Annotated in this window: 26 protein-coding genes and 2 tRNA genes; 17 read left to right on the top strand and 11 right to left on the bottom strand. The window is 58.2% G+C overall.

Going from position 1 to position 26,765, the window contains the following annotated elements; genetic code table 11:
* Nucleotides 1-34 precede the first annotated feature (34 nt).
* The 5 genes from CCANI_RS10765 to pepN form a co-directional block, all read right to left on the bottom strand.
* The gene (locus tag CCANI_RS10765; protein WP_246118198.1) at nt 35-1,585 is read right to left on the bottom strand and encodes an SLC13 family permease; all 1,551 of its coding nucleotides are present in this window, start codon (nt 1,583-1,585) and stop codon (nt 35-37) included.
* A gap of 4 nt (nt 1,586-1,589) precedes the next feature.
* Nucleotides 1,590-2,252: a response regulator transcription factor gene (locus CCANI_RS10760; RefSeq protein WP_146324126.1), complete on the bottom strand. Its 663-nt coding sequence runs from the start codon at nt 2,250-2,252 to the stop codon at nt 1,590-1,592.
* Nucleotides 2,249-3,688: a sensor histidine kinase gene (locus CCANI_RS10755; RefSeq protein WP_246118199.1), complete on the bottom strand. Its 1,440-nt coding sequence runs from the start codon at nt 3,686-3,688 to the stop codon at nt 2,249-2,251. The genes CCANI_RS10760 and CCANI_RS10755 overlap by 4 nt, the downstream gene beginning before the upstream one ends.
* A gap of 50 nt (nt 3,689-3,738) precedes the next feature.
* On the bottom strand, nt 3,739-4,128 hold the full coding sequence (locus tag CCANI_RS10750; protein WP_146324127.1) for a hypothetical protein: 390 nt from the start codon (nt 4,126-4,128) through the stop codon (nt 3,739-3,741).
* 110 nt (nt 4,129-4,238) lie between these two features.
* A complete protein-coding gene (gene pepN, locus CCANI_RS10745) occupies nt 4,239-6,791 on the bottom strand; it encodes an aminopeptidase N (protein ID WP_146324128.1) in 2,553 nt (850 codons plus the stop codon).
* Nucleotides 6,792-6,878: 87 nt separating this feature from the next.
* Between pepN and CCANI_RS10740 the strand changes: the two genes are divergently transcribed.
* Both CCANI_RS10740 and CCANI_RS10735 read left to right on the top strand, forming a co-directional pair.
* A complete protein-coding gene (locus CCANI_RS10740) occupies nt 6,879-7,100 on the top strand; it encodes a hypothetical protein (protein WP_146324129.1) in 222 nt (73 codons plus the stop codon).
* A 5-nt stretch (nt 7,101-7,105) separates the two neighbouring features.
* A complete protein-coding gene (locus CCANI_RS10735) occupies nt 7,106-7,726 on the top strand; it encodes a mycothiol-dependent nitroreductase Rv2466c family protein (RefSeq protein WP_146324130.1) in 621 nt (206 codons plus the stop codon).
* Between the two features lie 100 nt (nt 7,727-7,826).
* On the opposite strand, the gene CCANI_RS10730 is transcribed toward CCANI_RS10735, so the two are convergent.
* Nucleotides 7,827-8,300, bottom strand: a complete 474-nt coding sequence (locus CCANI_RS10730; RefSeq protein ID WP_146324131.1) for a Panacea domain-containing protein — start codon at nt 8,298-8,300, stop codon at nt 7,827-7,829.
* 1,120 nt (nt 8,301-9,420) lie between these two features.
* Here CCANI_RS10730 and CCANI_RS13580 point away from each other — a divergent pair.
* From CCANI_RS13580 to CCANI_RS10695, 8 genes are all read left to right on the top strand, one after another.
* The gene (locus CCANI_RS13580) at nt 9,421-9,561 is read left to right on the top strand and encodes a subtilosin A family bacteriocin (protein WP_146324132.1); all 141 of its coding nucleotides are present in this window, start codon (nt 9,421-9,423) and stop codon (nt 9,559-9,561) included.
* 130 nt (nt 9,562-9,691) lie between these two features.
* Nucleotides 9,692-9,871 (top strand): hypothetical protein, encoded by a 180-nt coding sequence (locus CCANI_RS10725; protein WP_146324133.1) that lies wholly within the window; start codon nt 9,692-9,694, stop codon nt 9,869-9,871.
* Nucleotides 9,872-9,875: 4 nt separating this feature from the next.
* Entirely contained in the window at nt 9,876-10,646 is a 771-nt protein-coding gene (locus CCANI_RS10720) for an ATP-binding cassette domain-containing protein (RefSeq protein WP_146324134.1), read from the top strand.
* 64 nt (nt 10,647-10,710) lie between these two features.
* Nucleotides 10,711-11,712, top strand: coding sequence for a hypothetical protein (locus tag CCANI_RS10715; RefSeq protein WP_290211159.1), 1,002 nt, complete (start codon nt 10,711-10,713; stop codon nt 11,710-11,712).
* A gap of 26 nt (nt 11,713-11,738) precedes the next feature.
* Nucleotides 11,739-13,109 (top strand): radical SAM/SPASM domain-containing protein, encoded by a 1,371-nt coding sequence (locus tag CCANI_RS10710; RefSeq protein WP_146324136.1) that lies wholly within the window; start codon nt 11,739-11,741, stop codon nt 13,107-13,109.
* Nucleotides 13,110-13,124: 15 nt separating this feature from the next.
* Nucleotides 13,125-13,925, top strand: a complete 801-nt coding sequence (locus CCANI_RS10705; RefSeq protein ID WP_290211153.1) for a hypothetical protein — start codon at nt 13,125-13,127, stop codon at nt 13,923-13,925.
* Nucleotides 13,922-14,665: a hypothetical protein gene (locus CCANI_RS10700; RefSeq protein WP_146324138.1), complete on the top strand. Its 744-nt coding sequence runs from the start codon at nt 13,922-13,924 to the stop codon at nt 14,663-14,665. Before CCANI_RS10705 ends, CCANI_RS10700 begins: the two co-directional genes overlap by 4 nt.
* Before the next feature lie 73 nt (nt 14,666-14,738).
* The gene (locus CCANI_RS10695) at nt 14,739-15,521 is read left to right on the top strand and encodes a hypothetical protein (protein WP_146324139.1); all 783 of its coding nucleotides are present in this window, start codon (nt 14,739-14,741) and stop codon (nt 15,519-15,521) included.
* Here the strand turns inward: CCANI_RS10695 and CCANI_RS10690 are convergent.
* Nucleotides 15,446-16,282, bottom strand: coding sequence for a GmrSD restriction endonuclease domain-containing protein (locus CCANI_RS10690; protein WP_146324140.1), 837 nt, complete (start codon nt 16,280-16,282; stop codon nt 15,446-15,448). The two genes, CCANI_RS10695 and CCANI_RS10690, sit on opposite strands and share 76 nt — an antisense overlap.
* A gap of 24 nt (nt 16,283-16,306) precedes the next feature.
* Nucleotides 16,307-17,452: a TIGR04053 family radical SAM/SPASM domain-containing protein gene (locus CCANI_RS10685; RefSeq protein WP_146324141.1), complete on the bottom strand. Its 1,146-nt coding sequence runs from the start codon at nt 17,450-17,452 to the stop codon at nt 16,307-16,309.
* A gap of 115 nt (nt 17,453-17,567) precedes the next feature.
* Between CCANI_RS10685 and CCANI_RS10680 the strand changes: the two genes are divergently transcribed.
* Nucleotides 17,568-18,038 carry a ribose-5-phosphate isomerase gene (locus tag CCANI_RS10680; protein WP_146324142.1) on the top strand — a complete coding sequence of 157 codons (471 nt, stop codon included), beginning with the start codon at nt 17,568-17,570 and terminating at the stop codon, nt 18,036-18,038.
* Between the two features lie 125 nt (nt 18,039-18,163).
* On the opposite strand, the gene CCANI_RS10675 is transcribed toward CCANI_RS10680, so the two are convergent.
* Nucleotides 18,164-18,994, bottom strand: a complete 831-nt coding sequence (locus CCANI_RS10675; RefSeq protein ID WP_146324143.1) for a DUF1542 domain-containing protein — start codon at nt 18,992-18,994, stop codon at nt 18,164-18,166.
* Nucleotides 18,995-19,192: 198 nt separating this feature from the next.
* Nucleotides 19,193-19,435, bottom strand: a complete 243-nt coding sequence (locus tag CCANI_RS10670; protein WP_146324144.1) for a hypothetical protein — start codon at nt 19,433-19,435, stop codon at nt 19,193-19,195.
* 210 nt (nt 19,436-19,645) lie between these two features.
* Between CCANI_RS10670 and CCANI_RS10665 the strand changes: the two genes are divergently transcribed.
* The 6 genes from CCANI_RS10665 to clpX all read left to right on the top strand — a co-directional run bounded on the left by CCANI_RS10665 (nt 19,646) and on the right by clpX (nt 24,777).
* Nucleotides 19,646-19,717: transfer RNA gene (locus CCANI_RS10665), tRNA-Gly, on the top strand.
* Between the two features lie 621 nt (nt 19,718-20,338).
* Nucleotides 20,339-20,412: transfer RNA gene (locus CCANI_RS10660), tRNA-Pro, on the top strand.
* Nucleotides 20,413-20,507: 95 nt separating this feature from the next.
* Nucleotides 20,508-21,908 (top strand): trigger factor, encoded by a 1,401-nt coding sequence (gene tig, locus CCANI_RS10655; protein WP_146324145.1) that lies wholly within the window; start codon nt 20,508-20,510, stop codon nt 21,906-21,908.
* A gap of 201 nt (nt 21,909-22,109) precedes the next feature.
* Nucleotides 22,110-22,688 (top strand): ATP-dependent Clp protease proteolytic subunit, encoded by a 579-nt coding sequence (locus tag CCANI_RS10650; protein WP_146324146.1) that lies wholly within the window; start codon nt 22,110-22,112, stop codon nt 22,686-22,688.
* 24 nt (nt 22,689-22,712) lie between these two features.
* The gene (locus CCANI_RS10645) at nt 22,713-23,339 is read left to right on the top strand and encodes an ATP-dependent Clp protease proteolytic subunit (protein ID WP_146324147.1); all 627 of its coding nucleotides are present in this window, start codon (nt 22,713-22,715) and stop codon (nt 23,337-23,339) included.
* Between the two features lie 148 nt (nt 23,340-23,487).
* Entirely contained in the window at nt 23,488-24,777 is a 1,290-nt protein-coding gene (gene clpX, locus CCANI_RS10640; RefSeq protein WP_146324148.1) for an ATP-dependent Clp protease ATP-binding subunit ClpX, read from the top strand.
* Here the strand turns inward: clpX and CCANI_RS10635 are convergent.
* Nucleotides 24,774-26,675 carry a vWA domain-containing protein gene (locus tag CCANI_RS10635; RefSeq protein ID WP_146324149.1) on the bottom strand — a complete coding sequence of 634 codons (1,902 nt, stop codon included), beginning with the start codon at nt 26,673-26,675 and terminating at the stop codon, nt 24,774-24,776. The genes clpX and CCANI_RS10635 overlap by 4 nt on opposite strands.
* Between the last annotated feature and the right edge of the window lie 90 nt (nt 26,676-26,765).

Below are 26,765 nucleotides of genomic sequence, written 5' to 3'. Positions count from 1 at the left end.
TGTGTGACTCAGTCCTTGAAAGGTCGTTGGAGGGTTATTGGAATACCGGAAGTCCCAGCAGCGGCCAAATGCCAAAGGCAAACACTAGGCACAGCACTAGGTGCATTGGCAGGAGGAATACGGCTACGCGGAGCAGCTGTTTTTCATCGAATACATCGACATTGGTTTCATTGCCTACGGCCTTAAACATGGCCAACGGCTTAGCAGATGCCGGCAAAGTGTGGCAGAACCCGGCGGCGGCGGTGGAAATAAACGCCGCGGCGATGGGGTTCACGCCCACGCTGGGGGCCAGCAAGATCACCAGGGGGATCAGCACTGCGGAACGGGCAGATCGCGATTGCACCACCAGGTGCGCGAATGTGGAGAGCAGGATCACCGTCACGATAAAGATGATCCCGGCGAACACATTGTGCGACGGCGTGCTGAGCAGCGCGTGCGCCAGTACCTCGGCGGCACCGGAGTGGGACAATGCGCGGCTCATGGTCAGGGTGGATGCCATAAAAAGCAGCAGTGACCAGGGGATCTTTTTGATCGCGTCGCTGAGCGTGACGGAACCGAAACACGGGCAGGTGATCAGCAGGCCGCCGATCAGGGCCACGAGGGCTGGATGGATTCCGTGTAGGTTTTCCGTGCTCCACAGCACCACGGAAATAATCAACACCAGCAGCGTGCGGATCTCCCAAGAGGTCAGCGCGCGGGTGTTTTCGCTGAAGGCGTCCGCATTGATATCGATCTCGGAGCGGCGCTGTTCCTTGGTGGTGGTCAGGAACAGGATCACCTCCGCCGCCCCGTGGGAGGAAATGAGCGCCAGCGGCAGGCCGAAGAGCAACCACTGGGTGAAGCTGATCGCCTCCAGGCTGTTCGCGGTGAGGATCTGGTTGGTGATCAGGTGCGCGCCGGCGCCGATTAGGGAACCCACGGCGGAGAACAGGATGGTCACCGGGAAGATCAAACTTAGCGATTGAGTCAGCCAGCGATCCCGTTCCCCGAGGGCGTGGGCGAGGGCGAGGAACACTGGGATCACCAGTGCCGCGCGCCCTGAGGTGGCGGGCACCGCATACACGGTGCACACGATGGTCAGGGTAATGAGGTGGACAAGGACGCGCGGCGAGGTCACGCCGCGGGTGATACCGATGGCGCCCCGCTCCGCGAGGCCGGAGGCGGATACAGCAGATGCGATGATAAACGCGCCGATCAGCAGCCACACGGTGTCATCCCCGAGCGTGCCATAGAGCTCGGATACGGGGATGACACCGGCGACCGTGAGGATCGTCGCGGCGCTGAGCGCGATATACGTATCGTCGATATCCGTGAACACCCAGAACCAAACCGCGGCCGCGAAGGTGGTCAACGTGAGTTTCGCATCGGAGTTGAGGTCCTCCGGCATGCGGGTGAGCAGCGATACGAGGATCAGGAAGCCGACTATCGGCGGCGTGATCTTTCGCCATGGGGGCATGGAGAATTGGGTACGCGGGCGTTCGTATTCCTGCGTGCTCGGAGGCTTGGTGGACCACCGGGCGGGGCCGGATTGTTCGGGGAGTTCGACTGCTTTTATTGGAACTGTAGCTGCACAGTCGTCGTGCATTGTTTCACCTCAATCGATACCCAGTGCCGCGAACCGTTTCCACGCGCTTCGCGCCGATCTTCTTGCGAAGGGTGCGCACGTACACGTCGACGACGTTCGAGCCTGGGTCAAAGTCCATGCCCCACACCTTGCTGAGCAATTGGGCGCGGGACAGAACCTGGTCGGGGTGCCGCAAAAACGTTTCAAGCAGGCTGGCTTCGCGGCGGGTCAAGTCGTGAGTTTTGCCTGCAACATGGACTCGTTGGGTCCGTAAATCAAGGGAAAGATTTCCACGGGACAAAATATTGGTATCGCTGTCCCGAGTATTGCGGTCCGTCAGGCGCAGCTTTACGCGCGCCAACAATTCCGCAAACTGAAAAGGCTTCGGCATATAATCATCGGCCCCTCCTTCCAGGGTACGCACCCGGTCTTCAATCTTCGTGCGCGCCGTGAGCACGATCACCGGGAGGTTGTTTTTCGCCTTTCGTAATTGGCTGAGCACCTCGCCGCCATCCACCTCGGGCAGCCCCAAGTCCAAGATCAGGAGATCGTAGGCACCCGAATTGGCCAGCGAAAAGGCCTCATCGCCGCTTTCCGTAATCGTGCAGGCGAAGCCTGCCGCGGTGAGGCCGCGGTGGATAAAGTCTGCAATGCCGTGATCATCTTCAGCGATCAGGATGCGGCTCATGAAGGGTCCTCCAAGGGGTCTAGGTCTAAGTCTTGGTCGATGAATTCGGGGGCCGGAAGATCTAGGCCGAACGTGGACCCCACATTCACAGTGGACTCCACCCAGGCGCAGCCATTATGGGCGTCTGCAATCGCCCGGACGATGGACAAGCCCAAACCGGCACCGTGCTTATTGCGGGTGCGGGTATCCCGGCTCGCGCCATCGGCGCGGGTAAAGCGGTCGAACAGCGTGGGCAGCTTGTCCTCCGGGATGCCGGGGCCATGGTCCTTCACCCACAGGCGCAGCAAGCGGTCCGGGCCGGTATTCAAAAAGGCGCTGCCCAATTCGATCTGGTCGCCCGGCATGGTGTGGCTGACGGCGTTATTGTAAAGCTCCAACATCGCCTGCGTGACGCGCTGCTCATCCAACACCACCTGGCCCTCTGCTACGCCTGTAATTACAACGTCACGGATGGCCATGACCAGCGCCTTTTCTTCGATATCGATCAGAAGTTCCGCAGCATCGACCTTGGCGGTGGTAATAAAATCTGCGGAATTCGCGATGGCCAGCGTTAACAGATCCGTCACAATGCGGGTCATGCGATCCAGCTCGGTGATCGCGAGGGCGACCGAACGATCACGCTGATCCTCGGTGGCAACTTCCAACAACTCGAGCTGGCCCCGGATCACCGTAATGGGCGTGCGGAGCTCGTGTCCCGCGTCGTCGACAAACTGCCGTTGCACCTGGTATGCGGCCTCCAGCCGGTCCAACATATCGTTGAAGGTAATCGCGAGCTGGGCAATCTCGTCATTACCGGCGACTGGGACGCGCCGGGTGAGATCAGTATCGGTAATGCCGGACGCCACCTTCCGCAGATTTCGGATGGGAACCAGGATCTGGCCGGCCACCAGCCACGCGATCAGCACCGTCATGGCCAAACCGCCGGCGCCGACGCTCGCGATCACCGCGGTCTGCTCCGTCACCTGGCGTTGCGATTCATCCGTAAACACCATCACGGCGAAGGAACCGGTCTCCTTGTTATTGGTCACCACGTCCACACGGCCCCAGTGAATCGTGCCCAGCTCATCGTCGTGCATAACGCCGGAAACCTTATCGGAATCCATGATCGTGCCGACAACCTTGCCGATCTTATCCTTATCTTTAGGGATATAACTTTCCGTGAGGGCGGACAGGTCTACCTGCAATAATGCGTCATTAGCGCGGCCCACAAGCAATTCGTCCGGGCCCACCATCTGGCGGGCCAAATACAGCTCGATCAGCTCGCGGGTATCAGTAATCGGTTTCGAGGTCTTAGGGTTGGTGCCTTGCTGAACAAAGGCTCTAAATTCGTTGATTTCTAGTTCGACGGAGGAATTCGCTTCGGCGACGACTTGGGATCGCAAAATCGTACGCGTGGTCAGCGTTACGGCTAACAGCGCCAACAATACGGTCGCCACAATCCAAAGGACGATCCGCCAACGAACTGAAGTGCCAATCCAATTCAAAATCAATCATCCTCAAAGTCAAAGTCGTCATCATCAAGAACCACCGGTGGAACGAAAGGTGGGATATGGATGGGGATTTCGATTTGAGGCAGTGGAGGTAGGGGAGGGGGCGCCGCCGGTGGAGGCGCCTGCTGCTGCGGGGCCGGCGCCGCCGGATTGTTTTGAATGGGCTCCGGCGCCGGCGCGGGGTCAGGTTGGGGTTCCGGCGCGGGCTCCGAGGTCAGTGTTTCCTCCGTTTTTTCTGGGGGAGTTGTGGTTACCTTAAACGTGACGGGCTTGGGATCAATCTTGGGTTCGGCTGTGCCACCCGCGAGTGCCGTGCCACCCACCGCGAGCACCACGAGACCTCCGAGTGCTCCGACGAGAGGCACAAAGCGACCAAGATTTTTCATACATTTCAGTATGAAACGCGAAGGTGAAGCTCGCGTGAGATTTAAATGAAATGCTCTTCATCTTTACTACCCCCGCTCAACCCTTCGCGTTTAGGAAAGACCACGATTTGTTAAGGTTTCTGGCCGTCGTACCTGCGGTTTCTTAGCGCGCGTTCGACTCTAGAACGCTCTTCCGAGATCACGCGAACTAACCCCGCCGGGTGGGTAGCAGATGTGAGGAATGCGTCCGCGCGGGCGAGGCCTGCGTCGGAAATGTCCCACGATGGGTAGAGGCCCACGAGCGTTTTCAGTGCGATTTCGGAGGAGCCGCCAGCCCAAATGCTTGGGGCCAACTCGAAAAAACGCTCATTGAATTGCTGAAGATTCGGACTCGATCCAGCCCATGTGAAGCCCTCCAGCTGATGGCGCAATTGGAGGTTGCTGAGCGTGCCAGAGGTCAACGATTCGAAGGCGGTGAGTTTCGCCGCAGCGGTGTTGACGGCTGTTTGCGCACGCTCAGCAAACATTTGGCTTGTGGAGGAATTGTCACGGGAAAGTTCCCCCGAAATGGTGGACGTGACATCCTTCACTTTTCCGTGCGCGATCAACGCCGTCAGCGCCAGCCACCGCAGATCCCGGTCCACAACCAGACCAGCCAGATCCAAGTCGCGGAAGAAGTCCAGCGCCTCTTCGTGCAGCTGGACCCTGGCCAAGGCCTTGACAAAGGCTAGCTGGAAGTCCGATCCTGGCTCGGCGGCGCGGGCACCGGCGAGGAGGAAACGCGATAGCCGGGCGTTGCCGACCTCCCGCGCCCATTCGGGGTCGGCGTACGAGGTGACGGCGATGCGCGCCTGATCCAGCAGCCGTTCCAATACAGAGATTTCGGTTTCCGCACCCGCTCCACGGATCACCAACTCGAGGAAGTCGCGCGCCCGCAGCTGCGCGTTGCGGGTCATTTCCCAGGCGGCCGACCAGCACAGGGTGCGCGGCATCGGATCGCTAATATCGCCAATGTGTTCGGTGATAAAGCGGAGCGATTCGGGGTCGAGGCCGATGGTGCAATACGTGAGATCGTCGTCATTGACCAGCACGAGATCCGCCACGGGAACTTCCTTGAGTTCCGGGACCGGCGTCGTGGCACCGGCGACGTCGAGTTCGACGCGGTGGGTGCGTTGGACGCGGCCGTCGATAAGCGAGTAGAGGCCGATTGCGATGCGGTGGTCGCGCGGCTCACCCCCGGATTGCGCCACATCGAAGGTGAGGTAGCAGCCGTTCTGTACTGTGAATTGTGGGCGTAGCGTGGTGATGCCCGTCGTGGTCAACCACTGGTTTGCCCACCCCGACAGGTCGCGTTTCGACGCCGCGGCCAACGTCCTCAGCAGGTCCGCAAACGTTGCATTACTGAACGCATGATTGGCAAAGTGGCTGCGCACGCCCGCTAAGAATGCGTCGCGGCCCACGTATGCTTGGAGCTGTTTGAGCAGGGAGGCACCCTTCGCATAGGTGATGCCATCGAAGTTCTGTTCGGCCGTTTGGACGTCGGCCGCGTCGGCGAAAACGGGGTGGGTGGAGGGGAGCTGATCCTGCTGATAGGCCCAGGACTTTTGCACATTGGCAAAGGTCACCCAGGCGTTGCGGTACTCGGTCGCCTCGGATTGGCTCAGCGCTGCGGCCCAGGTGGCAAAGGATTCGTTGAGCCACAGATCGTCCCACCATTCCATGGTGACGAGGTCGCCGAACCACATATGGGCGAGCTCGTGCAGCACGGTATCGGCGCGGCGTTCGTACAGGTATCCGGTGACCTTGGAGGCGAACACGTATTCATCACGAATGGTGACGCAGCCCGCGTTTTCCATGGCGCCCCAGTTGTATTCGGGGCAGAAGATCTGATCGTACTTGTGGAAGGGGTACGCCATGCCGAAGTGCTCGTGGTACCAGTCGAAACCCTGTTTGGTCTCGGTAAAGAGCCGTTCCGCATCGAGGTGCTCGGCCAGGGACTTGCGGCAGTAGATGCCCAGCGGGACCTCCAGCTCGTGCGGCTGATCGGCCGGGGTTTCCGGGTGGTGCGTCAGGGTGCCGCGCCAGGTATCCGTTACCTCGTGATAGGGGCCGGCGCATACGGCAACGAGGTAGGTGGACAGCGGGTAATCCACCTGGGAGGTGTGGATCAGGCGCTCGCCTGAGGAATCCACCTGCTGCGCACCATTGCCGATCACCCGCCACCCCTGGGGCGTGATCACCTGCAGGGAATAGGTGGCCTTCATGTCCGGCTGATCGAAGCATGCGAACACTTGCTTGGCAAAGGCCGTTTCGAACTGAGTATATAGGTATGGCTCATTGTCGGCCGGATCCACGAAACGGTGCATGCCCTCACCCGTGTGCGTGTATTCGCAGGTGGCGGTGATGCGAAGGGCATGTTCACCTTCCGTAAGGTCGAGCGGAAGGCCCGCTTCCGGTGAATATACGGTGGGAGTGATGTCGCGGCCGTCGAGAAGCACTTCGGAGACTTTCGCGGCGCGCAGGTCAATAAAGGTGGAGCCGGCGCCGGAATGGAAGCGCACAACGGTAATCGAAGAGAACGTAGATTCGCTTTCGGAAAGGTCGAGCGAAATATCGTAATGCTGCACTTTGACGAGTGCCGCGCGGGCCCGAGCCTCCGCCCGCGTGAGGTTAAGAGAGGTCATACTTACCTAGCGTAGTAAGCCCAAAATGTGACCGAGAATTGGCCTAGAGCCCTCCCGCGCGGGCCCACCGGTGATTACTATGAGGGAATGACCCAAGCCACCGCAAGGCGCACCGTCGCCGTGATCGATACAGAAGGTGCGACCTTGCCGCAGGACACCGTTGCCCCCTTGAAAATTGCAAACGGGTTCGAGCAACGTACATTGCGAACGCTGCGAACCGTACCGCTACCACAAGGCGCGTACATGGATGAACTGATGGGATTAGCAGCAGACTCAATGAAAACACATCGATCCTCGGAAGCATGGTGAGAAAAATGACCACAAATGTCACGTTCTGGTTTGACGCAACCTGTCCGTATTGCTGGATCACGTCACGCTGGATCAAAGAAGTGGAAAAAGTCCGCGACGTCACAGTGGAATGGCGGCCCATGAGCCTGTCCGTGCTCAACCACGGGCGCGACCTGCCCGGCGACTACCAGCGCATGATGGAAGCAGCATGGGCACCCGCCCGCGTCTCCGCAGCCGTAGCCGTCAACGACGGGCTGGACGTTCTGGACAAGTTCTACACTGAACTGGGCACCCGCATCCACAACGGCGGAGTGGCACCGAAATTCAGCAAGTCTGGATACCAAGAAACGCTCATCGCCGCACTTGAGGCGTGCGGGCTGCCCGCCGAACGTTTCGACGCCGCCTACACCACCACCTTCGACGGCCAATTGCGCTCCTACCACAACGAAGCAATGGACGCGGTCGGAGATAACGTTGGAACCCCAGTGGTGAAGGTCGGCGACGTGGCCTTCTTCGGGCCCGTGCTGACCCGGATCCCGCGCGGCGAAGACGCCGGCAAAATCTTCGACGCCGCCGTGCAGCTCGCCGCGTACCCGCACTTCTTTGAAATCAAGCGCACGCGCAACGAGGAGTACAAGTTTGACTAGGTAGTAGGCGGGGCGGGCCGGTGCGTTCGGCTGGGCCGGTGGGGGTGCCGGTCCGCTTGCCGCTGGTCCGCGCCGACCGCCCGCTGTGGCCACGCCCGCGCTACACCAACCCGAGCTCGCGGGAATACGTCGTGTCCGCCGCGATGTTCGCCGAGGTTACATACGGGTTTTCCGCCTGAAATGATTTGTGCCAGGCCGAGTTTTCCAGCTGGATAATGTGCGAGAGTTCTTCGACGCTTCGCGCTTTCGCCGCATCCCACACGCGTTCGATTGCGCGGTGTAACGCTGGGTCTGCGCTTTCGTGGATCATGGGTGGCTCGGTGCCGCCGTCGCTGGCAAAGCGTGTGATGTTGTCGCGTTGAAACTCGCGGAATTCATACAGCACGCTGCGTAATCGCGAGCCGTATTGCAGGGTTTCAAAGGGTTCATCAAACAGCGGTTCGTGTGTTTCCTTTTGGTATTCGCTGGCAATGAAGTACAGGATGGCTTGCAGTTTTGCCGGGTTGATGGCGTTGTTTTCTGCGAATGCTCGCCGTAATACATTGTTTGCTATGAACGTGGGGGCGTATTCCATCGGTACCACCTCTTTTTACTTTGCACTGTAGCAATGCGCGCGGGTTCGCGGTGGAGGTTGCACCGAGCCTGTTGTACCGGTTTTCGACGCCGCGGCCCCCTCCGCAGCCGTCATTTTTAGCCGTTTCACGTCCCCGATGAGGCATCTTCGGGCCCGCCATTCCCTCCTTGAAACGCTCGGGGAACTATCGCGGGCGCGCTCGGGCGTGTTACGTAGTCCCCTAAAATGGGGGCGTTTGCGATTGGGGCTCGTGTGTTCCGCGGTGCGCCGCATTGCCCGCCGATCCGCTGCGCGAGCTTAGCCCATTTCGGGGGTGTTAAACGGAGCTTGGGCTGTCTCGTTGGATCGAGCATTCGGGGGCGGCGGATTATCTGTGCATATTGTTAAAGTTTGGTTTTGCTTAAACCTTGCTGGATGCCCCGATTTCCCGAACGGATGAGCGAAACTTTAGATGGCTTGCGCCTTTTATCGTGGGCGTAGTGAGTGCTGCAATATTCCTACTTAAACGAAACGCACTCCCAGCAAAAACAAACTTACGTTGTGCGAATCTATTTCGCTTGGCGTGTGGTGTATGTGGCAGTTAAGGAGTGTTCGAATTAAATGGTCGGCTAACGGTGCATCGCCGTTCGCGTGCCTGAAATACACGGCATTTGGTGTTGGTTTGCATTGGTGTCTCTTGGTGGGCGATTTTTAGAGTTTGTTTATGCATGTAAGAACCACGTTTTGCAAAATGACTCATTTTGGTAAATATTTGCTAACCTACCGTTCTATGTCGCCTGGGTGTGTAACGAAGTTTGCGCGTTCTTTATGTCAATGTGATTTCAAAGTGTTGGTTTGTGATTTCCTCGCAATAACTACACCTTGCGCCAAGGTAAAGCGTGCGGCAGGCATTGATCTCGCGGCTTTTGCGCAGGTCAAAGCCGTTTCGGAAGCGTGATCTCCCCCCCTGTTTGGCCCCGAATTTGCGGCATTTCGCCCGCTCAGAATAAGAAAAATGAAAATAACATGAGGTTTTTTCGGGCGGCAATATGAAATATCTTACAGCCGCAAATGAAAAATGAGCTAGCGCAAAAAATATGCGTCGCGTACGGTCGGTTGTGTCGAAAGAAAGGAGGCGAAAATGTACACCGATTTAACACCGGCTGAGGTTGTTAATGGATCGCGGTGCTCTGCCTGCTCTGCAGGAGCAATCTGTGCACTTACCGGTCCAATTCCGGACTTTGAGTTCGGACTGGGGCTCGCACTCTTTCATCTGAATTAGTGCAAGCCCCAATCCTCCAACCCCACCGAGCGTTCGTTTATTTTCCGAGAGTCTGAGCGCTCGGTGGTGTTAGGGGCAATGATACCAAATCATTGTTTCGCACAGTGTAAAGATGCACAAGGAGAGGATCATGAACTTCGTCATCAAAGCAATTCTGACCCTTATTTTCGCTGCTATTACTGTCATGCTGTTCGTGCGCAATGGGGTAGGCCCAGATAGTTTAATCATGGGTGCAGGTACAGTCGTGCTGGCCGTGGCCACCATTCAGGCGGCGGCGAAGCGTTCGAGTGAACCCAAGAACGCCGAGTAGCCCAATGGCACCGGAGGAACTCAAGGCTCCCAGGTTGGCGGCCGAGGATATTAAGGTCTGGTACCAACCGGACACGATTATCGCCTCGGCTGCGCGGCTTGAAATCCCAGCAGGCAAGGTCGTCGGATTATTGGGCGGCAACGGTGCCGGGAAGACAACTTTGATCAAGGGGATTTCGGGTATCCTGCCCGGCTGGCAGTGCGGCAAGTTTTCCGTGGATGCCAAGCTCACCTCCCCAGCCGATCGTGCGTTCAAGGCGCAGCGCTATACCGTCTTCGCCGACGATCGTAGTTTTTTCACCTGGAGTTTCCGCCAATTCTTGGATTATTTGTGCGGCGTGTATCGAGTCGAACCGCAGGAGGAGTTTATTAGCTCCTTGGTGGAGGGCTTTCACTTTGCACCGCACAAGGATAAGCAGATGCGGGACCTGTCCAGCGGCAACAATAAGAAGGCGCGCCTGATCTGTGCGTTTGTGCTAGGCAGGCCGTTGCTGATCTTGGACGAACCGGTGGATTTCTTGGATTTCGTTGGCACGGAGTTTTTGTATCAGTGCATCAATGCCTATTCCGATCAGGGCCATTCGGTGTTTTTGAGCTCGCATATTGCGGAGTCGTTTACTCGCTGTTGCGACCTGTTGTACGTACTGAAAGAAGGTCAACTCAGCGGCCCGTTCGCGGTGCCGCGGGAAGCTAAAGATGTTGTCCAGCTCCTCTCTGAAAAACCTCGATCTGCGGTGGAGTATCCACGCCGTTATCGGCGAATTTTTGAACCGTAGCGTTCTTATTACGTGCGCTTCGGTCCTGATTTTGCTGTATTTCCTGTCGGACATGATTCCGTCCATGGAATATAACGCCCTGTATCTCGGGCTGAGCCTGAGCGCGGTGTTTTTCGTCCGTACGATTCAAAACGGCTGGCTTGCCGAAGGGCGTCTGGAGCGCCTGCTGCTGTACCCCTTCAGCGAAAAGACACTGGTCGCGGCGTATGTTCTCGTCGCGAGCGGGGTGTTTATTCTCGAAGTCTGGATTCCACTGTTAGCACTGCTGTTCATGGTGGGCAAAGGTACGGCCGGCGCGTTTGCCGCACTTATGCTGTACCTTTTGCTTATCGACGCCGTCTTGTTCCTCACCCAAACTATTCCCGTGCGGCGCGCAGGATACATTGGGTTCGGGATAGTTGCTGCTATCGGCTTGGCGGCGCAATACGTACATCCCTGGTTGGGTATTGCGTTGTGCGTGATCGCGTTGGTTGCATTATCTCTGCTTCCGTGCAGGATTCCGCGATTGCGCACGGGGAAAGAATCCGCGGTTTCGAGGTTTGTGCGCACCAAGGTCAATAACTACTTTGTGGTCAATGGGCTTTTGGATACCCGTGCGTGGAGCAGCTTCCTGCTTATTAATGCGTTTGCGGCCATGGTCGTATACGTCATTGGCAAGGAGGACGGTCCGGTGCGATTGTTCTGGATCCTGGCCTGCGTGAATACCCCACTGACCTCGATCTTGAGCCGTGAGGACGATACCCGCAACCAGATTCATCTTATCGGTGATGAGCGGGGAAGCGCGCTGCGCATGGGTCTTGCGATCTTCCCGATCTTTGTTATTGGCATTGCGTTTCTAAATACTGTTGCGGCGTGGTTGGGGATCTTCCAACCGCTCGACATTGCATTTGGTTTGTTTATCGCGCTGCTTGCCACGGCGATCAGCGTGTTTCTCGAAATCAAGTTCCCCTTGGTGAACGTCAAGACGGAACGTGATGTGTTTCGGCATCCCCGCAAATACATCGCACCCGTGATCGCCGGCGCGGTGATCGTCGCCTACGAGTTCACCTTTGGGGCGATGGTGTAGCACACCATCCCGACCGAGGTAACCTTATGCCGCTTCTACTCGAACCAGCCCCCGAACTAAAGATATATTCCACCACAAACGGAAATACCGTTGCGTACAAGAAACCCAATGATCAAGGCGCCCAGGTATGGGACGGTTTCGACGTCAACGATTCAGCGGTATTGCTGTTACAACACCTCCAAGAGTGCCAGCAAGCATCAACATTTGTTTCTTCGTTTTGCACAAAGCATCACCTCGATGAGGCGAAGGCTCGCGATTGGATCGAACGCTTCGTCCTCCAAATGGTGGAGCGCAAGGCAATCACGGTGAGTGAGTCGGCGGGGCGTGGCAAAGCACCCGCCGTGGAAATCCCCGTGCTGAAGTCCGCGAAAGCCTCCTCGCCGCGTTCGGTGATTGTAGAAATCACAAACACCTGCAATGAAGCGTGCGCGCATTGTTACCTCGCTGCGGGGCCGAAACGTTTGGACAAAATGGATCTTGCGGCGTTTACTTCGCTGTGCCAACAGATGCGCAAAGCCCATGTGTATCGCATGCAACTCACCGGTGGGGAAGTGTTTATGCACCCCAAGTTTCCGGCAATGCTGGAGGTGGCGCTGGCGGAATTCTCCGAGGTAGCGGTGTTTACAAACGCCACGATTCTTACCGAACGCGTGCTGGAACTCTTGGTGGCGCATCGCGAACGCATCACCCTATCCATTTGGTTGGATTCCGCGAATCCGGAAACGCACAATAGGTTGCGGAATCATCGGCGCGCCTACGAGAAAACCGTGGCGAATATTCGCAGGCTCACCAATGCAGGAATTTTCGTGCGCATCAGCGCTGTGTTGTTCGATGAAAACATGTGGGAACTCGAAGCGATGGCGCAGCAGGCCCACGAACTCGGCGCCAAAATGTTTGTGTTTAATTTCATCGAAGGGTTCGGCCGTGGCAAAGACATGGTGGAACAGCAGGCGGGCCAAGGCGGCCAAGAATACCTGGATTATCTCGCCGAAGTGGTAGAGAAATACAAGCACATTCTGCCCATCGTGGAGGAGGAGCAACGCTCCGAAATAGCCGTGCGGGATAATTGCGGCGCCGGTTCGAATTCCGTTGTGGTGAGCGCCAATGGTGATCTGCGTCCGTGCAATCTATTTCCAGAATCGTTTTCATTTGGAAATGTGCACCGCGATTCCTGGGAGGATCTCTTTGCCCAGCCTATGGCGCTGAAATTGCGGGAAACCCCCGCACCCAGCGAGGAGACTGGGTGCCCGCCGGAATGCGAACATCTCACGTATTGCCGCGGATGTTTGTTGCATGCGCTCAATGTGAATGCGGTGGATCGCGCCGAGAATTATTGCGCCTGGGTGCGCGACAATCGGGCCGAAGCGCTGGTTACGTTGTTTGCAAAGTCCGTGTAAGGCGGAGTGATTGCTATGGCGCAACACGTGACCATTTCCCCCACGCGATTCACGTATCCGCAATACCTGAGCGTGATGCCGTTTCTGCGGCGGTGCTCGGCCGCATATACGAGCCCTTATCGAAAGAATAAAACTCAGGTGAGGTACGGAATCGTTGGCAACTATTATACTGGATATTACCCAGTGGCTTTCTCATCCGAACTGGGGTTTGTGCCTACGGTAGTTACGCCAGTGGGCAAAGAGTTGAGATACGTCTCTGAGGAAGAATTCTTTGCCCACCACGAACCGCCCGAGGCGAATATTGGTCTGGTAGCAAAGACCAATCTCGCCGGCACGGCACACACTTCTGGGGCGCTGATGTTTGAGCCACTTGGGTTTTTCTCCCTAAAACGCCTGATTGCGTGGCGAATGCTGGAGAGAATGTTTCAAAACAACAATCCGCATTCCCCAATCAGAAGCGTTATTGAAAACGGATTGTGTTACGACTGTGAAGTGATCTTCGACGAAATCACACTCGCATTGCGCCTTTCATTTCGCTTCCGAAAGCCCACCGGATTCGATCCGATCGCCGATTGCGTGGCCGCCAGCCTGCGGCATCCGGATTGGATCGCAGATTCGCTAGCCGGTACGAAAGCGGGCATGGTGTTAAACCTGCGCTTCCAGCCACCCCATTTCAGGGGTACAGCGCTGCTTCCGTATCGGCTCATGGAACCCCGCTGCACCTGGGACACGCTCCTCGCGGAAATCCAGACCATGACGGCCGAAACGCTGTGCGCCGAGCTGTATTCGACAGATTGTTCATTGGATTTTGTATGAGCATCTCCGCATTACTTCAGCGCCGCGCCAGCGAATTCCGAGACGCCGACGAACGCGGCCTCGGCCCCATCACAGCTTGCCGCATCGCGTGGCCGTGCGAATGCAAGGTCGTGATCATAGACCTGCGTTTGCCTATCGACGCCGCGCATCCCACCCGCCTTCATTTCCTCGAGCATTACATCTTGCGGAGCAACGAGGACTCCCTGGCCCGGATATATAACGCCGGTGGTACCTGCAATGCCTTTACCACCACTGCCGGTATGCAGTTCTTTTTCGTGCTGCCCGCCGGGTTTGACCTCGACGTGTCGGAGTTTTTGACCAAGCGTTGTGCGCCGGAAGCCTGGCGCAAGGAGCAACGGATCCTTGCCGCGGAGCTGGAACGGTATCGCGGGCTCAAGGACCCGCGGGTTCTCGGGCGTGCGAGCGAACTCGCGGCGGTGCGCGTGCCGCACCTTGAGGCGTTGCGCGCCCACGCGCTGCGGGAATGCGTGGTGGTGGAGGCGGATCATAGCGCGAACGAACGTATGTGGGTGGATCTCTCCGAGGTTGTCGCCGTGTGCTGCGCGAACGCTGCGGTGGCGCAACGCCTCGGCCAGCGCATCTACGGCGCACAATGGGATCCCGAGGATACCGGCCTGGTGGGCCGTCCGGTGGTGCAGGCGGATTTCGAAACTGCGTTGCAACAACCCTTCCAGCTGGTGCAAGTGCTTTTGGAGTTGGTGCGCGATGGACAGGCGTAGCCGGTTGCTAATGCGCCTGCGATACTTCGGGTTTGTGGCGTGCGCCTTTGTGCTTTCCATTGCATCCGTCCGAATGAACTTTCCGAAACAGGATGCGGGCGAACTATCCAGCTTTGCATTGCTTTCCATAATCGGTTGCCTGATGTGTGCCTCCTGTTTGAGCGGCCTGGTGTATTGCGTGCTGTTTTGGTTGATGGGAAATATGCGTAATGCCGACCCAATTAGCATCGCGCAGGCCCTTGCCTCGGTGATACCGATGGGATTAATTGCGCCGAGTCTTACCTTTATTCTGTTTCGCGCGCTGGGTATAGAGCCGCCCCGATTGCCCATCCCGCCGGACCTGTTTCCCTGGCTGGTGGGCGTGGTAAATATGCTCGTGTTTTTCAAAGGCATGCCACCCACCCGGGAACGCATGACGCAATGGAAATATTGTGCGATGGTGGCGGCGGCCTTTCTGGGGTCTGCGTACCTGGGATCCTCCCTGACCGCGGGCGACCTGTTCCTGCTGATCCCCGGCCTGACAGTCGCGTGGTTGCTGGGCATCCTGGGCATTCCGCCGGGCGGGCTAAAGACCTACCTGATGGTTAGTGTGCACGGCACGTTTTTATGGGGGTTGCTGACCGTCGCGGCTGGTGTGTTTGAGACACGAACCATGACCATACTGGGCCTTAGCCTGGTGGTTTTTATTTCACTGGCCGGGCTTATCACGGGCAACCACCTGTGCGAGGTGGATGCGACGATAGCGCGGCCGGCGCGGCGTCGACACGCAAAGGCGGGACGTCACCGCGCGGATTCGCAAGCAATGCCGTCGCCGTCGCCATCCATTTCGGGGCGGTACCCCGGCTGGCCGCGGTAGATCGGGGCGGCACCCGCCGCGCGCGCTGCCTTGCAATCCGGATACAGCACATCCGAATCTTCTTGCGAAGGCGCGGGGGTGGGATCGGCGGGCATCTGCTGCTGCCCGCAGGAGGCCAAAACGCGGGCCATGGCTTCCTTTTCCGGCGGGGTGACCCACAGCCCGTAACTGGCCTTGACCTCGATCTGGCGCTGCACGTACTCGCAGCGGAACGCGGCGTTCGGGGGGAGCCAGGTCGCGGCGTCGCCATCGCTTTTTTGCTGGTTGGTGGGGCCATCCACGGCGAGTAGGTTGCGCGGGTCGTTGGCAAAATCCTGGCGTTGCTCGGGCGTAAGTTGCTGCGCACCGGTCTGCCAAGCGTTCGAAAGGGAGACCACATGGTCGATTTGCACGAGCGGGGAAGTGGCCTCGCCGCGCTCGAAGGCGATCTGGGTGTTCGTGTACGGGTCTTGCAACGTGCCGCTGAGCACCAAGCAATCCCGCGTGCCCGGCTTAAAAGTGATGTTCACCAGGTCGCGGCCGAGTATATCGTTGCGGGTATCGCAGCCGTTATGGCCGCCATCAACGGTGACGTTATCCGACCAACGCTCCCCAAACGCCTCGCGTGAATACCCCGTTTTTGGCGCGCGGCCCTTCACCGGCAGCGCGTTCAATTCGGGGAACTCTTGTTCGGGTTGTGGGAGGGGTTTGGTATCTATGATTTGGGAGCCGGCACAGCCCGTGAGCAGCAACGTTAAAGCGCAAATCCACGCAAACCTCATGGGCCATGATGTTACGCCACCGGCCTAACTTGCCGCCTTCCATGCGGGGGGAATGTAGGCGCACGTGGGGTCGGAGGCGCGATAATCGCCGGTCAGCGCGTAGGCGGTGGAGCGGGAACCACCGCACACGCCGTGGAACTCGCAAACGCTGCACTTGCCGTGCCAGTTATCGGGATCCCGCAGGCGCTTGAACACCGGGGAATTGGTGTAGATATCGTGGAAGTCCGTTTCCGCCACATTGCCGCAGTGCAGGGGTAGGAAACCGTTCGGGTAGACATCGCCAATATGGTCGATAAACGCGAAACCGGAGCCGGAGTTTACGGCCATTGGCGCGCGCGGCGGGCGGGGGCGTTCCGGCTTCGCGCCGAGCAGGCGGGTGGTCTCCTCGGTCAGCTCGCGGTACAGCTTGCCGCCCACAAAGGGCACGCCCTGTTTGTTTTGGATAACCACGCGCCGGTACTGCGGGGCCTCTGTCGTTTTAATAGCAATTCTGTTCGAGATGTCCGCGAGCCAGTGCAGCGCATCCTCCCGCTCCAATGGGTCCAAGCAATTCAGCGCCGCGCCCCGGCCGGTGGGCACCAGGAAGAACACGTACCACATCTTCGCGCCCATATCCATGACGCGCTTGAGCAGCGCCGGGGCCTCGTGGATATTGCCGCGGGTGAGCGTGGAATTGATCTGCAGCCGGTAGCCGAGCTTGGTAATCTCCGGAGCCATCGCGATTGTTTGATCGAAGGTGCCGGGGAAGCCGCGGAAGGCGTCGTGGGTGGCCGCCGTCGCGCCGTCGAGAGACATGGACATCGCCTTAGCGCCGGCCTCGCGCAAACGTGCGATGCGTTCCACGGTCAGGCGCGGGGTGACGGAGGGGGACAAGGAAATATTGAGCTCCAAGGACGTGCCGTACGCCGTGAGCTCTTCCAAATCCTCGCGTTCGAACGGATCGCCGCCGGTAAGCACGACCAAGGGGCGGGGCTTGTCGTATGCCGCCAAGTTTTCCAGCAGCGCCCGCCCCTGTGCGGTGGTGAGTTGCAGCGGATTCGGTTCGTGCTGGGCGTCCGCGCGACAGTGTTTACACACCAGGCTGCAGGCGCGCGTGACCTCCCAAATCACGATAAAGGGTTTTACGTTGATGTCATGTCGAACCTTGCGGACCACTGGTGCGTGGGACATGAGTAGCTCCTCTGGGTGAGAAAATCTTTGCCCTCTAAGCTAAACACATATCAACCGAAAGTTGGATTCTGTGATCCAACTCCGAGCCGCTCAGACTGCGGGTAGGATAGCTAGTATGCGCGTTTACCTAGGAGCAGACCACGCCGGTTTCGAGATGAAAAACACTCTTGCGGAGCATCTGAAAGACAAGGGACATGAGGTGATTGATTGCGGCGCACACGTGTACGACGCGGAGGATGATTATCCAGCGTTCTGTATCGAAGCCGCATGGCGCACCGTCAACGATCCTGGATCGTTCGGCATTGTCCTAGGCGGCTCCGGAAACGGTGAGCAAATCGCAGCTAACAAGGTCAAAGGCGCCCGCTGTGCGCTGGCCTGGTCCGTGGAAACCGCCCGCCTCGCCCGCGAACACAATAATGCGCAATTGATTGGCGTCGGTGCGCGCATGCATTCGGAGGCGGAAGTGCTGGAAATCGTGGACGCGTTCCTGGATCAGGAGTGGAGCAAGGCGGAACGCCACCAGCGCCGCATTGATGTCCTAGCCGATTATGAGAAGACGGGTATTGCGCCCGCAATTCCGGAATAGAATTCGCCGCCGCACGCCATTTGCAAAAACAAGTGCGGCGGAATTTAGTAGCCTTTTCAACAAAAACAACGCCCCGCAAAACTTTGCGTGGGCGTTGCCGTATTTTTGGGGGTGGGGCGGGGGTGTTAGAACACGTCGAAGTCCATGCCACCCTCGCCGTCGAACAGGCCGCCGAGGAAACCGTCGTCCCCGCCGCTGTCACCCCCGCAGTCGCCGCCCCCGAAAATGCCATCGAAGAAGCCACCCTCGTCACCGCTCAGCTGTTCGGTAGCGCCTTCGGCGCCCGCAGCTGCGTCACTAAGCCCCTCGGCGTAACCTTGTTCGAATGCCGCGGCGGGGTAGGTGACGCCGACCATGCCTTGGAACATCGCGGAAAACAGCATGACCGAACCGGCGGTCCAAATACCTGTTTGCAGCGCGTCTGCCCACCACGGGCGGGAGTACCAACCCGCGGGGACAGGGCGCCCAGCGACCATACCGCCGGGGTAGTAGTTCGGCGTATCAGCCGTAGCAACCGGAGATGCGGTGATCTGCTGGCCTTCGTGGGTAATTGTGCGTTCCTCGGTGACTTTGCCGGCGGCCCGCTGCCCCTCAAGCGGCGGTAATTCCGGACCGGCGGGCATGCCCATGATTTCCCGCGCGGCGTTCATGTAGTGCAAACCTTCGAGCGCGGATTCGCGTGCCAGTTCGGCTTGACGCACGGTAGATGCGGTACTGATCTGCGAAGACGCTGCGTTGAAACGTTCGGAAGCGTCTGCGATGGCCTGTGTCGACGCGGCGTCGGTACCCGCGATAGTGAGGACTTGGGAGCCGAGGCGGTCAATCCAGCGGCGGGCGTCTGCGACGGCGTCATCAAGCTTGGCGGTTTCGAGCTGCTGCTGATTCGACTGGCTCTTGCGCGAGACGATAAAGACGGCGGCACCGACGGTGATGGCGATGAGCAGAAGGACTTCCACGGAGACGAACTCTCTTTCCAAGTGGGCGTACAGGGTTACCTGTAAAACGCCCCACAAGGCGGAATTGTTCCGGCCGCTTATCGACGCCGCGACCGCGCGACGTGGCAGCGTACTGCACAGCCTTGCCTATGGCCGCGCTAGATGCCGTGTAGTGGCGTTGCGCGGCGGGTGGGTGCCTGTCGTAGTGGTTTGGGTTGGTTAAGCCTCTCCCGCGAGCTCTGCGGCGCGGCGGCGGGCTTTCTCCCGGCGCTCGTCCGTCCACTCGCGAACAGTGTTGGAGTCCCATAGGGTGAGACCGTGTAATTTCGCCACAGGTTTGGGGGCGCGGCCGCGCCCCGCGTAGCTCGTAAAGGTGCCCCGCGCGGTTCCTGAGAAGGTGGCGCACTCAATGGCGGTCCAGAGTTCGGTGCCGGTATCGGCGTCAATAATCTTCGGTTGCATGGGGGGTACATTACGGGACAACACAATTGGGGCATAAGTGAAAGCATGAAAATTTAGAAAAAAACCAAGCATCCAAACCTATTAAGTGAGCAAATTCACATCTTGAGGTGATACCCCCGAATTTGAAGGATTGGATTTTTCCTGGGGATTTGGCGTTTTGGTTACGTTGGGGTAACGTAGTGGGCCGAGCGTCACTTAAGTTGGCGTTGTGGGAACGTCGTATAGTGGCTAATACCTCAGCCTTCCAAGCTGAAGACGCGGGTTCGATTCCCGTCGTTCCCTCTCTGGCCCTCCGCCCGGAAGATGTACTTCCAGGCGGAGGGTTTTTGTTTTTCCAGCGCTTGGGCCATGGTGGGGCGGGTCGGGGATCGGTGCTGGTGAGGGGATTTATGATCCCGTTACGTTTTGACCAAAAGTGTAACGCGCGAAAAACCTGCAAATGTGCTTTTCTAGAATCTAAAGCAAGGTACCAGTATCAAGGTCACTATTGCCCGATAACATAAAAGATGAATCTGTCAAGTAGGATTGGTGCGACAAATCGATATTGAAGCTTTTAATTATGTCCGTTTTAAGTTTAAACCTAATGTACGCTTAATAATTGCACGCTTTATTCTTTCTCTCTCGCGCTTCCCCCACGGTGGTTTCGTTACTTAAAAACCGGAAAGAAATGTTGGTTTTTCACGCATCGGGGGTGACGGTTTCACCTGCCCCCGAGTGTGCACGTGCGCGGGTGTGTGGCGGGTCTGCGGAGGGTGGCCGTTACAGGCCCCGTAAAACCTGCTGAAAACCTGCCTGTTACCTGCTTGTTTCGTGTTAACGGGACCCCTAAGTGGGCCTACATATATCGTGTGGGTACACTTGACATCCGAACCGCCAAGCAGTGGTGGTCGGACAGTTAAATAACGGGGCGTGGCGCAGCTTGGTAGCGCACCTGCTTTGGGAGCAGGGGGTCGCAGGTTCAAATCCTGTCGCCCCGACTAGGACTCACGCAACAGAGTCTTGGAGATGACGCGGTTACTGTATTCCGCGTCGTCTCTTTTTCATCACAGCAATATATCCAGGAGAGTGGCTCGTGAAGAGTTCCGTCGAGCACCTGAACGACACACGCGTGAAGCTCACCGTCGAGGTTCCCTTCGACGAGATGAAGCCGGAATTCGACCAGGCTTACGAGGCTATCGCGCAGCAAATTTCCGTCCCCGGTTTCCGCAAGGGCAAGGCACCCCGCCAGCTGATCGAGGCCCGCGTTGGTCGCGGCCCCATCTTGGAGCAAGTGCTCAACGATGTGGTTCCGTCCCGCTATTCGCAGGCGGTCGACGAACACAAGCTAGTTGTCTTGGGCACCCCTCACTGGGACCTCTCCAAGGTAGAGGACGGCCAATTTATCGAATTCGTCGCCGAAGTTGATATCCGCCCGGAGATCACCGTCCCCGACTTCGCTGAGATCAGCGTTGAGGTCCCCGCCATCGAGGTAACCGAACAGGATGTCGCATCCGAATTGGATGACTTGCGGTCCCGTTTCGCCTCCCTTGTCGAGGTTGACCGCGCGGCGGAGAACGGCGACTTTGTTTCCATCGATTTGGCGGCGATCGTCGACGGCCAGGTCGTTGAAGAATCCGTGACCGAAGACCTGTCCCACGAAGTTGGCTCCGGCAACCTGATGGAAGGCCTCGACGAGGCTTTGGTCGGCGCGTCCAAGGGCGAGGAAAAGGAATTCAACACCACTCTGCTCGCCGGTGAGCACGAAGGCAAAGAAGCCGCCGTGAAGATTACTGTCAAGAGCGTGAAGGTGCGGGAGCTGCCGGAGGCCGACGATGAGTTCGCACAACTTGCCTCCGAGTTCGATTCGATCGAAGAGTTGCGCGAAAGCCTGACCGCTTCCATCGAGGAGGATCGCAAGAGCTCCCAGGCCGGCAATATCCGCGATGATGTGCTGAAGGCCGCCCTCGATAAGACCGAGTTCCCGCTGCCCGAAGGCTATGTGCAGTCCCAGGTTGAGGGTCAGCTGCAGCAGCTGCTGGCCCAGGTTGGCGGCGAGGAAGCGATCCTTAACAGTATGCTCGAGGCGCAGGGTACCACCCGTGCACAATTCGACGAGGATTCCCGCCGGAACGCCGAGGAAGCCGTGCGCACCCAGCTGTTCCTCGATGCGCTGGCCGATGAGCTCGAGCCGACGGTGACGCAGCAGGACTTTACCGACCACATCGTGTTTACCGCCCAGAGCTACGGCATGGAGCCGATGCAATTTGTGAGCCAATTGCAGCAGAGCGGTCAGATCGCAAACGTGTTCGCGGATCTGCGTCGCGGCAAGGCGCTCGCGGCCTCCATCTGCAAGGCCACCGTCACCGACTCCAATGGCGCTCCCGTGGACGCTAAGGCATTCTTCGGCGAAGAGGACGAAACCCCCGCCGAGAACCACGAGCACCACGATCATGACGATCACGACCACGACCACGATCACGGCGAGAACGCCTAGCAGGCGGACTAGCCACAACGGCGCGTTAACCTGAACAAGGCCCAGCTTCGGCTGGGCCTTGTTTGTGGGCGCGGTGGGGCGCGCGGCGTGGATACGCAGCAGGGGCGTTACGCTGACAGCGAACAGAAGGCATCTTTGGCCACAACCTGCGTTACATTGGGTGACAGCATAAAAAACATCAATCGAATTAGGAGCATTTTCATGACTTCACCGGCTGGCATGAACCTCAGCGACTCAGTGTTCGAGCGACTCCTCAGAGAACGCATTATCTTCCTGGGAAGCGCCGTTGACGATGAAATCGCCAACAAACTGTGCGCGCAAATCCTGCTGCTTTCGGCGGAAGACCCCACGCGCGACATCTCACTGTACATTAATTCTCCCGGTGGTTCCGTGACGGCCGGTATGGCTATTTACGACACCATGAAATACTCCCCGTGCGATATCGCCACCTATGGCATGGGCCTGGCCGCATCGATGGGCCAGTTTCTGCTTTCCGCAGGCACCAAGGGGAAGCGCTATGCCCTGCCGCACGCCCGCATTATGATGCACCAGCCTTCCGCGGGCGTCGGCGGTACCGCGGCGGACATCGCTATCCAGGCGGAGCAGTTCTCTCACACCAAGCGGGAAATGGCCGAACTGATTGCCGAGCACACTGGCCAGACCGTGGAGCAGATTACCAAGGATTCTGACCGTGACCGCTGGTTTACCGCAGCGCAGGCCAAAGAATACGGTTTCGTTGACCACGTGATCACCGCCGCCAAGGGCGACATTTCGAACTAATCCCCGAAGGAGAAATACACCATCATGAGCAACGGTATGCAATTGCCTTCCTCCCGCTACGTGCTGCCCTCCTTCGTGGAGCATTCCGCATTCGGCGCCAAGGAATCCAACCCCTACAACAAACTCTTCGAAGAGCGCATCATTTTCTTGGGCACCCAAGTCGATGATGCGTCCGCCAACGATGTCATGGCGCAATTATTGGTGCTCGAGGGCCTCGACCCCGACCGCGACATCACCATGTATATTAATTCGCCCGGCGGTTCTTTTACCTCCTTGATGGCCATCTACGACACCATGCAATACGTTCGACCAGACGTGCGAACCGTATGCCTGGGTCAGGCGGCTTCCGCCGCCGCCGTCTTGCTCGCCGCAGGTGCTCCCGGCAAGCGCGCCGCCCTTCCGAACGCCCGCGTGCTTATTCATCAGCCAGCCACCGGAGGCATTCAGGGTCAAGTTTCCGATCTTGAAATTCAAGCCGCGGAGATCGAGCGCATGCGGAAGCTGATGGAAGAAACCTTGTCGCGCCACACCGGCAAGCCCGCCGAGCAGATCCGGATTGATACCGATCGCGATAAGATTCTCACCGCGCAGGAAGCCGTAGAATATGGAATTGTTGATCAGGTATTCGACTACCGTAAGCTCAACGCATAGGCGAATAACACACGTGTAATTGGGTGTGGGCGCGGCTATGACACGATCTAGCCACCCACACTCTTGGCGTATAACCGGTTAGAGTGTGTGAAGACCCGTTTCAAGGGCGTGCATATTCCCCAATTGATTGCGAGACGAAAAGCTCCTCATGGCACACATGCAAGAAAGCGCAGACCTGTTGAAGTGCTCGTTCTGTGGAAAGAGCCAAAAGCAGGTGAAAAAGCTCATCGCCGGCGGCGGCGTGTACATCTGCAATGAGTGCATTGACCTATGCAATGAAATCATTGAAGAAGAACTCAACAACGCCGCAGCGGAAAATGAGCACAGCGAAAAACTGCCGCGCCCGACGGAAATCTCCGCTTTTCTAGACAAATACGTGATCGGACAGACGGCCGCGAAACGGGTCCTTTCCGTCGCCGTGTACAACCACTACAAGCGTCTCCGTGCGGAGGAACAGCGCACCATGTCGCGCCGCGCGGAGGACGATGTGGAGTTGGCGAAGTCGAACATTCTGATGTTGGGGCCCACCGGCAGCGGCAAGACTTACCTCGCCCAGACCCTCGCCAGGCTTCTCGACGTCCCGTTCGCCATCGCCGACGCCACCTCACTCACCGAGGCGGGCTATGTTGGCGAGGACGTGGAGAATATCCTGCTGAAACTGCTCCAAGCTGCGGATTTTGATGTGCAACGGGCGCAGCGCGGGATTATTTACATCGATGAAGTGGATAAGATTTCCCGCAAGTCCGAAAACCCGTCCATTACCCGCGACGTCTCCGGCGAGGGCGTGCAACAGGCGCTGCTCAAGATCTTGGAAGGCACCGTGGCGGCGATCCCGCCGCAGGGCGGCCGCAAGCACCCCAACCAGGATTTTATCCAGTTGGACACCACAAACATCTTGTTTATCGTCGCGGGCGCTTTCGCCGGATTAGAAAAGGTGATCCAAGAGCGCCGCGGCCGCAAGGGCCTCGGGTTCGGTGCAGATATCACCCCTGGCGCGGAACAGGATGAGGTGGATATCTTCCGCGACGTGCGCCCCGAAGACCTAGTGAAGTTCGGCCTGATTCCCGAATTCATCGGCCGCCTGCCCGTGGTGGCAACGGTGGGCAATTTGGACAAGGACTCGCTGATCTCGGTATTGACCGAACCCAAGAACTCGCTGATCAAGCAATACAAGTGCTTGTTTGAAATGGATGGCGTGGATCTGCGGTTTACAGACGAGGCGCTCGCCGCAGTGGCCGAGCTCGCCCTCGAACGCAAGACCGGTGCCCGCGGCCTGCGCTCGATCATGGAAGAGCTCCTTGTTCCGGTGATGTTTGATATCCCGGATCGGGAGGACGTCAAAGCCGTGCTGATCACCGAATCCGCCGTGCGCGGCGAATCCGAGCCGGAATTGCTTCCGCACAGTGCGGAAGACGAGGCCTCCCGCACCACCGCCTAGCGGCGCCGACGTCGCGTGATAAACACGATCACGGCGATCGCCACGATAATGATCGCCAGCAGGATGTCGATCAGTGTGCCGTAGCGCAGCAACTTCGCCAGGTTGCTGGTCTGCGCAATATCCGTGGCGGTGGTCGATTCGCTGGACTGGGGGGGCGTGCTGGTTTCCGAGCTGGTGGCGCTGCCCGCTTCGAACGTTGGGCCGGTCACGGCGTCGCCACGCGGGGCGACGGTGATGCGGTACTTCACGGGGATGGATTGCGTGTCTGCGGTGGCTTTTTCCTCGCGCCTGTCATGGGAGAAGCTGACCTGGATAAAGTGCTTGCCGCCGTACCACGCGGGGCTGCCGGCTTCGGCATTGCCAAACGAAATCGGCCGCTCCGTGCCAAATACCGTGGGCGAGTTTAGCTCCGAAACTCTGAGCGATTGTTCCCCGACCAATTTTTGGGGTTGCTGCAATTCATTGAGCACATCGAACGAGAGTTTGCGGCTAGGTTGCCGGCTGAGCTCCACCTTGTCCGCGCCGAGGTCTTCGATGACTTCAACGCTCACATCTAGGGTTTGGCCCCACTCCACATCGACGGGGAAGTATTGGGTTTCGCCCTCCACGATATCCGCAGTAATAGAACTTTTGATCGATTCCCCGGTGGGGTCCGGAAAAGCGAGCGCCGGCACCGAGGCTTCGGTATCCGTTTGCTTCGGTTCTTGGATGCTTTCCTTGGTGCGCGCCGCAGACGCGTTTTTGTTCGAATCGTCGCCGTAGTTCGAAGGTTTTGTCGGAACAAAGGCGAGGGTCATATCCATATCGTCGGGAGCGTCGAAGGTCTCATGGGTATGCAAGTAAACAAAGTCCTCGTCGCAATCAACCCCTTTTTGGCTCTTGTCTTTGGAAATGATAAAGCCAGACGATGGGTGATCGCCAACAATATCGACTAAGCCGCTGCGTTCGACATGGCAAGGTCCGTCGCTTTGATTGTTGGCAGTGATAAAGAACCCATAGTTATCCTCGAGCGCCCTGCGCGTGCCAAACTCCGGAACGAGTGTGTAGCCTACCTGAAGGCGCATGTTATCCGGCAGTTTTACCTTGGCATAGGCTTCTTTTTTGCCGCCTGGAGGAAGCAGCGCGTGGATGCGTGTGGGGTTCTCGATATCGCCGACGCTGATTTCCGGGGCGTCATGAAGCGTGTTCGAAAATTGCACTTGCTTTGTGGGCAGCTGATATTCCGTGCCGGAGCGGGTGGCCGCGCGTGTGAGCGTTTCCGTAAGGCCGTCGGTGCTGGAGGCGTCGGAATAGGTGCCGCCGGTGGCGTCGGCCACGCACTGGAGTTCGGCGCGGGCGGCTTCATCGACCATAAAACCGATGGTATGTACGACGAGGTCCGTGCCTTGCTCCTTCAATTGCTTTGCGACGTCGCACACTGGCGGCGGGGCGCACGTGTCTATGCCGTCCGAAACCAAAACGATGGAGCGTTTCCCTTCCTTGGGCAATAGCTCATTCGCACGTAGTAGCGAATTTCCGATGGGTGTGTAGCCGCGCGGGTCGAGGCCATTCACGGCGTCCTTGAGCGCGCCGGAGTCTTTCTCGCCGAGTTCGGCAAGCACGGTGATATCGCGGCAGCCGGCCTCCTTTTCCTCTTCGCCGCTGCCGGTGCCGGTGCCATAGGTGACTAGCCCTAGCTGCGCATCCCCGGGGACCTGATCTAGGAACCTCGTTACGGCTTGCTTGGCGGAATCCATGCGGGATGTGCCGTCAACGTCTTCCGCAGTCATGGAACCCGAAGCGTCTAGAACGACCACGGTCGGATCAAGGGTAGTGCCCTGTGCGTGAGCGACGGGTGAACTGAGAAGCGCCAAACCAAGCGTTGCCACCACCGCTACCGCAGAACGAAAACTTCGCATGATAGGTCCTGTGTATGTAATAAATAACCTTTGACTGACTATTTAGTAAATTACACGACCCAAACGGATATTGATATCATAAATGCTGGG

It is taken from the genome of Corynebacterium canis (assembly GCF_030408595.1).
Taxonomy (GTDB): Bacteria; Actinomycetota; Actinomycetes; order Mycobacteriales; family Mycobacteriaceae; genus Corynebacterium; species Corynebacterium canis.
This window is presented reverse-complemented; position numbering and strand designations above follow the sequence as displayed.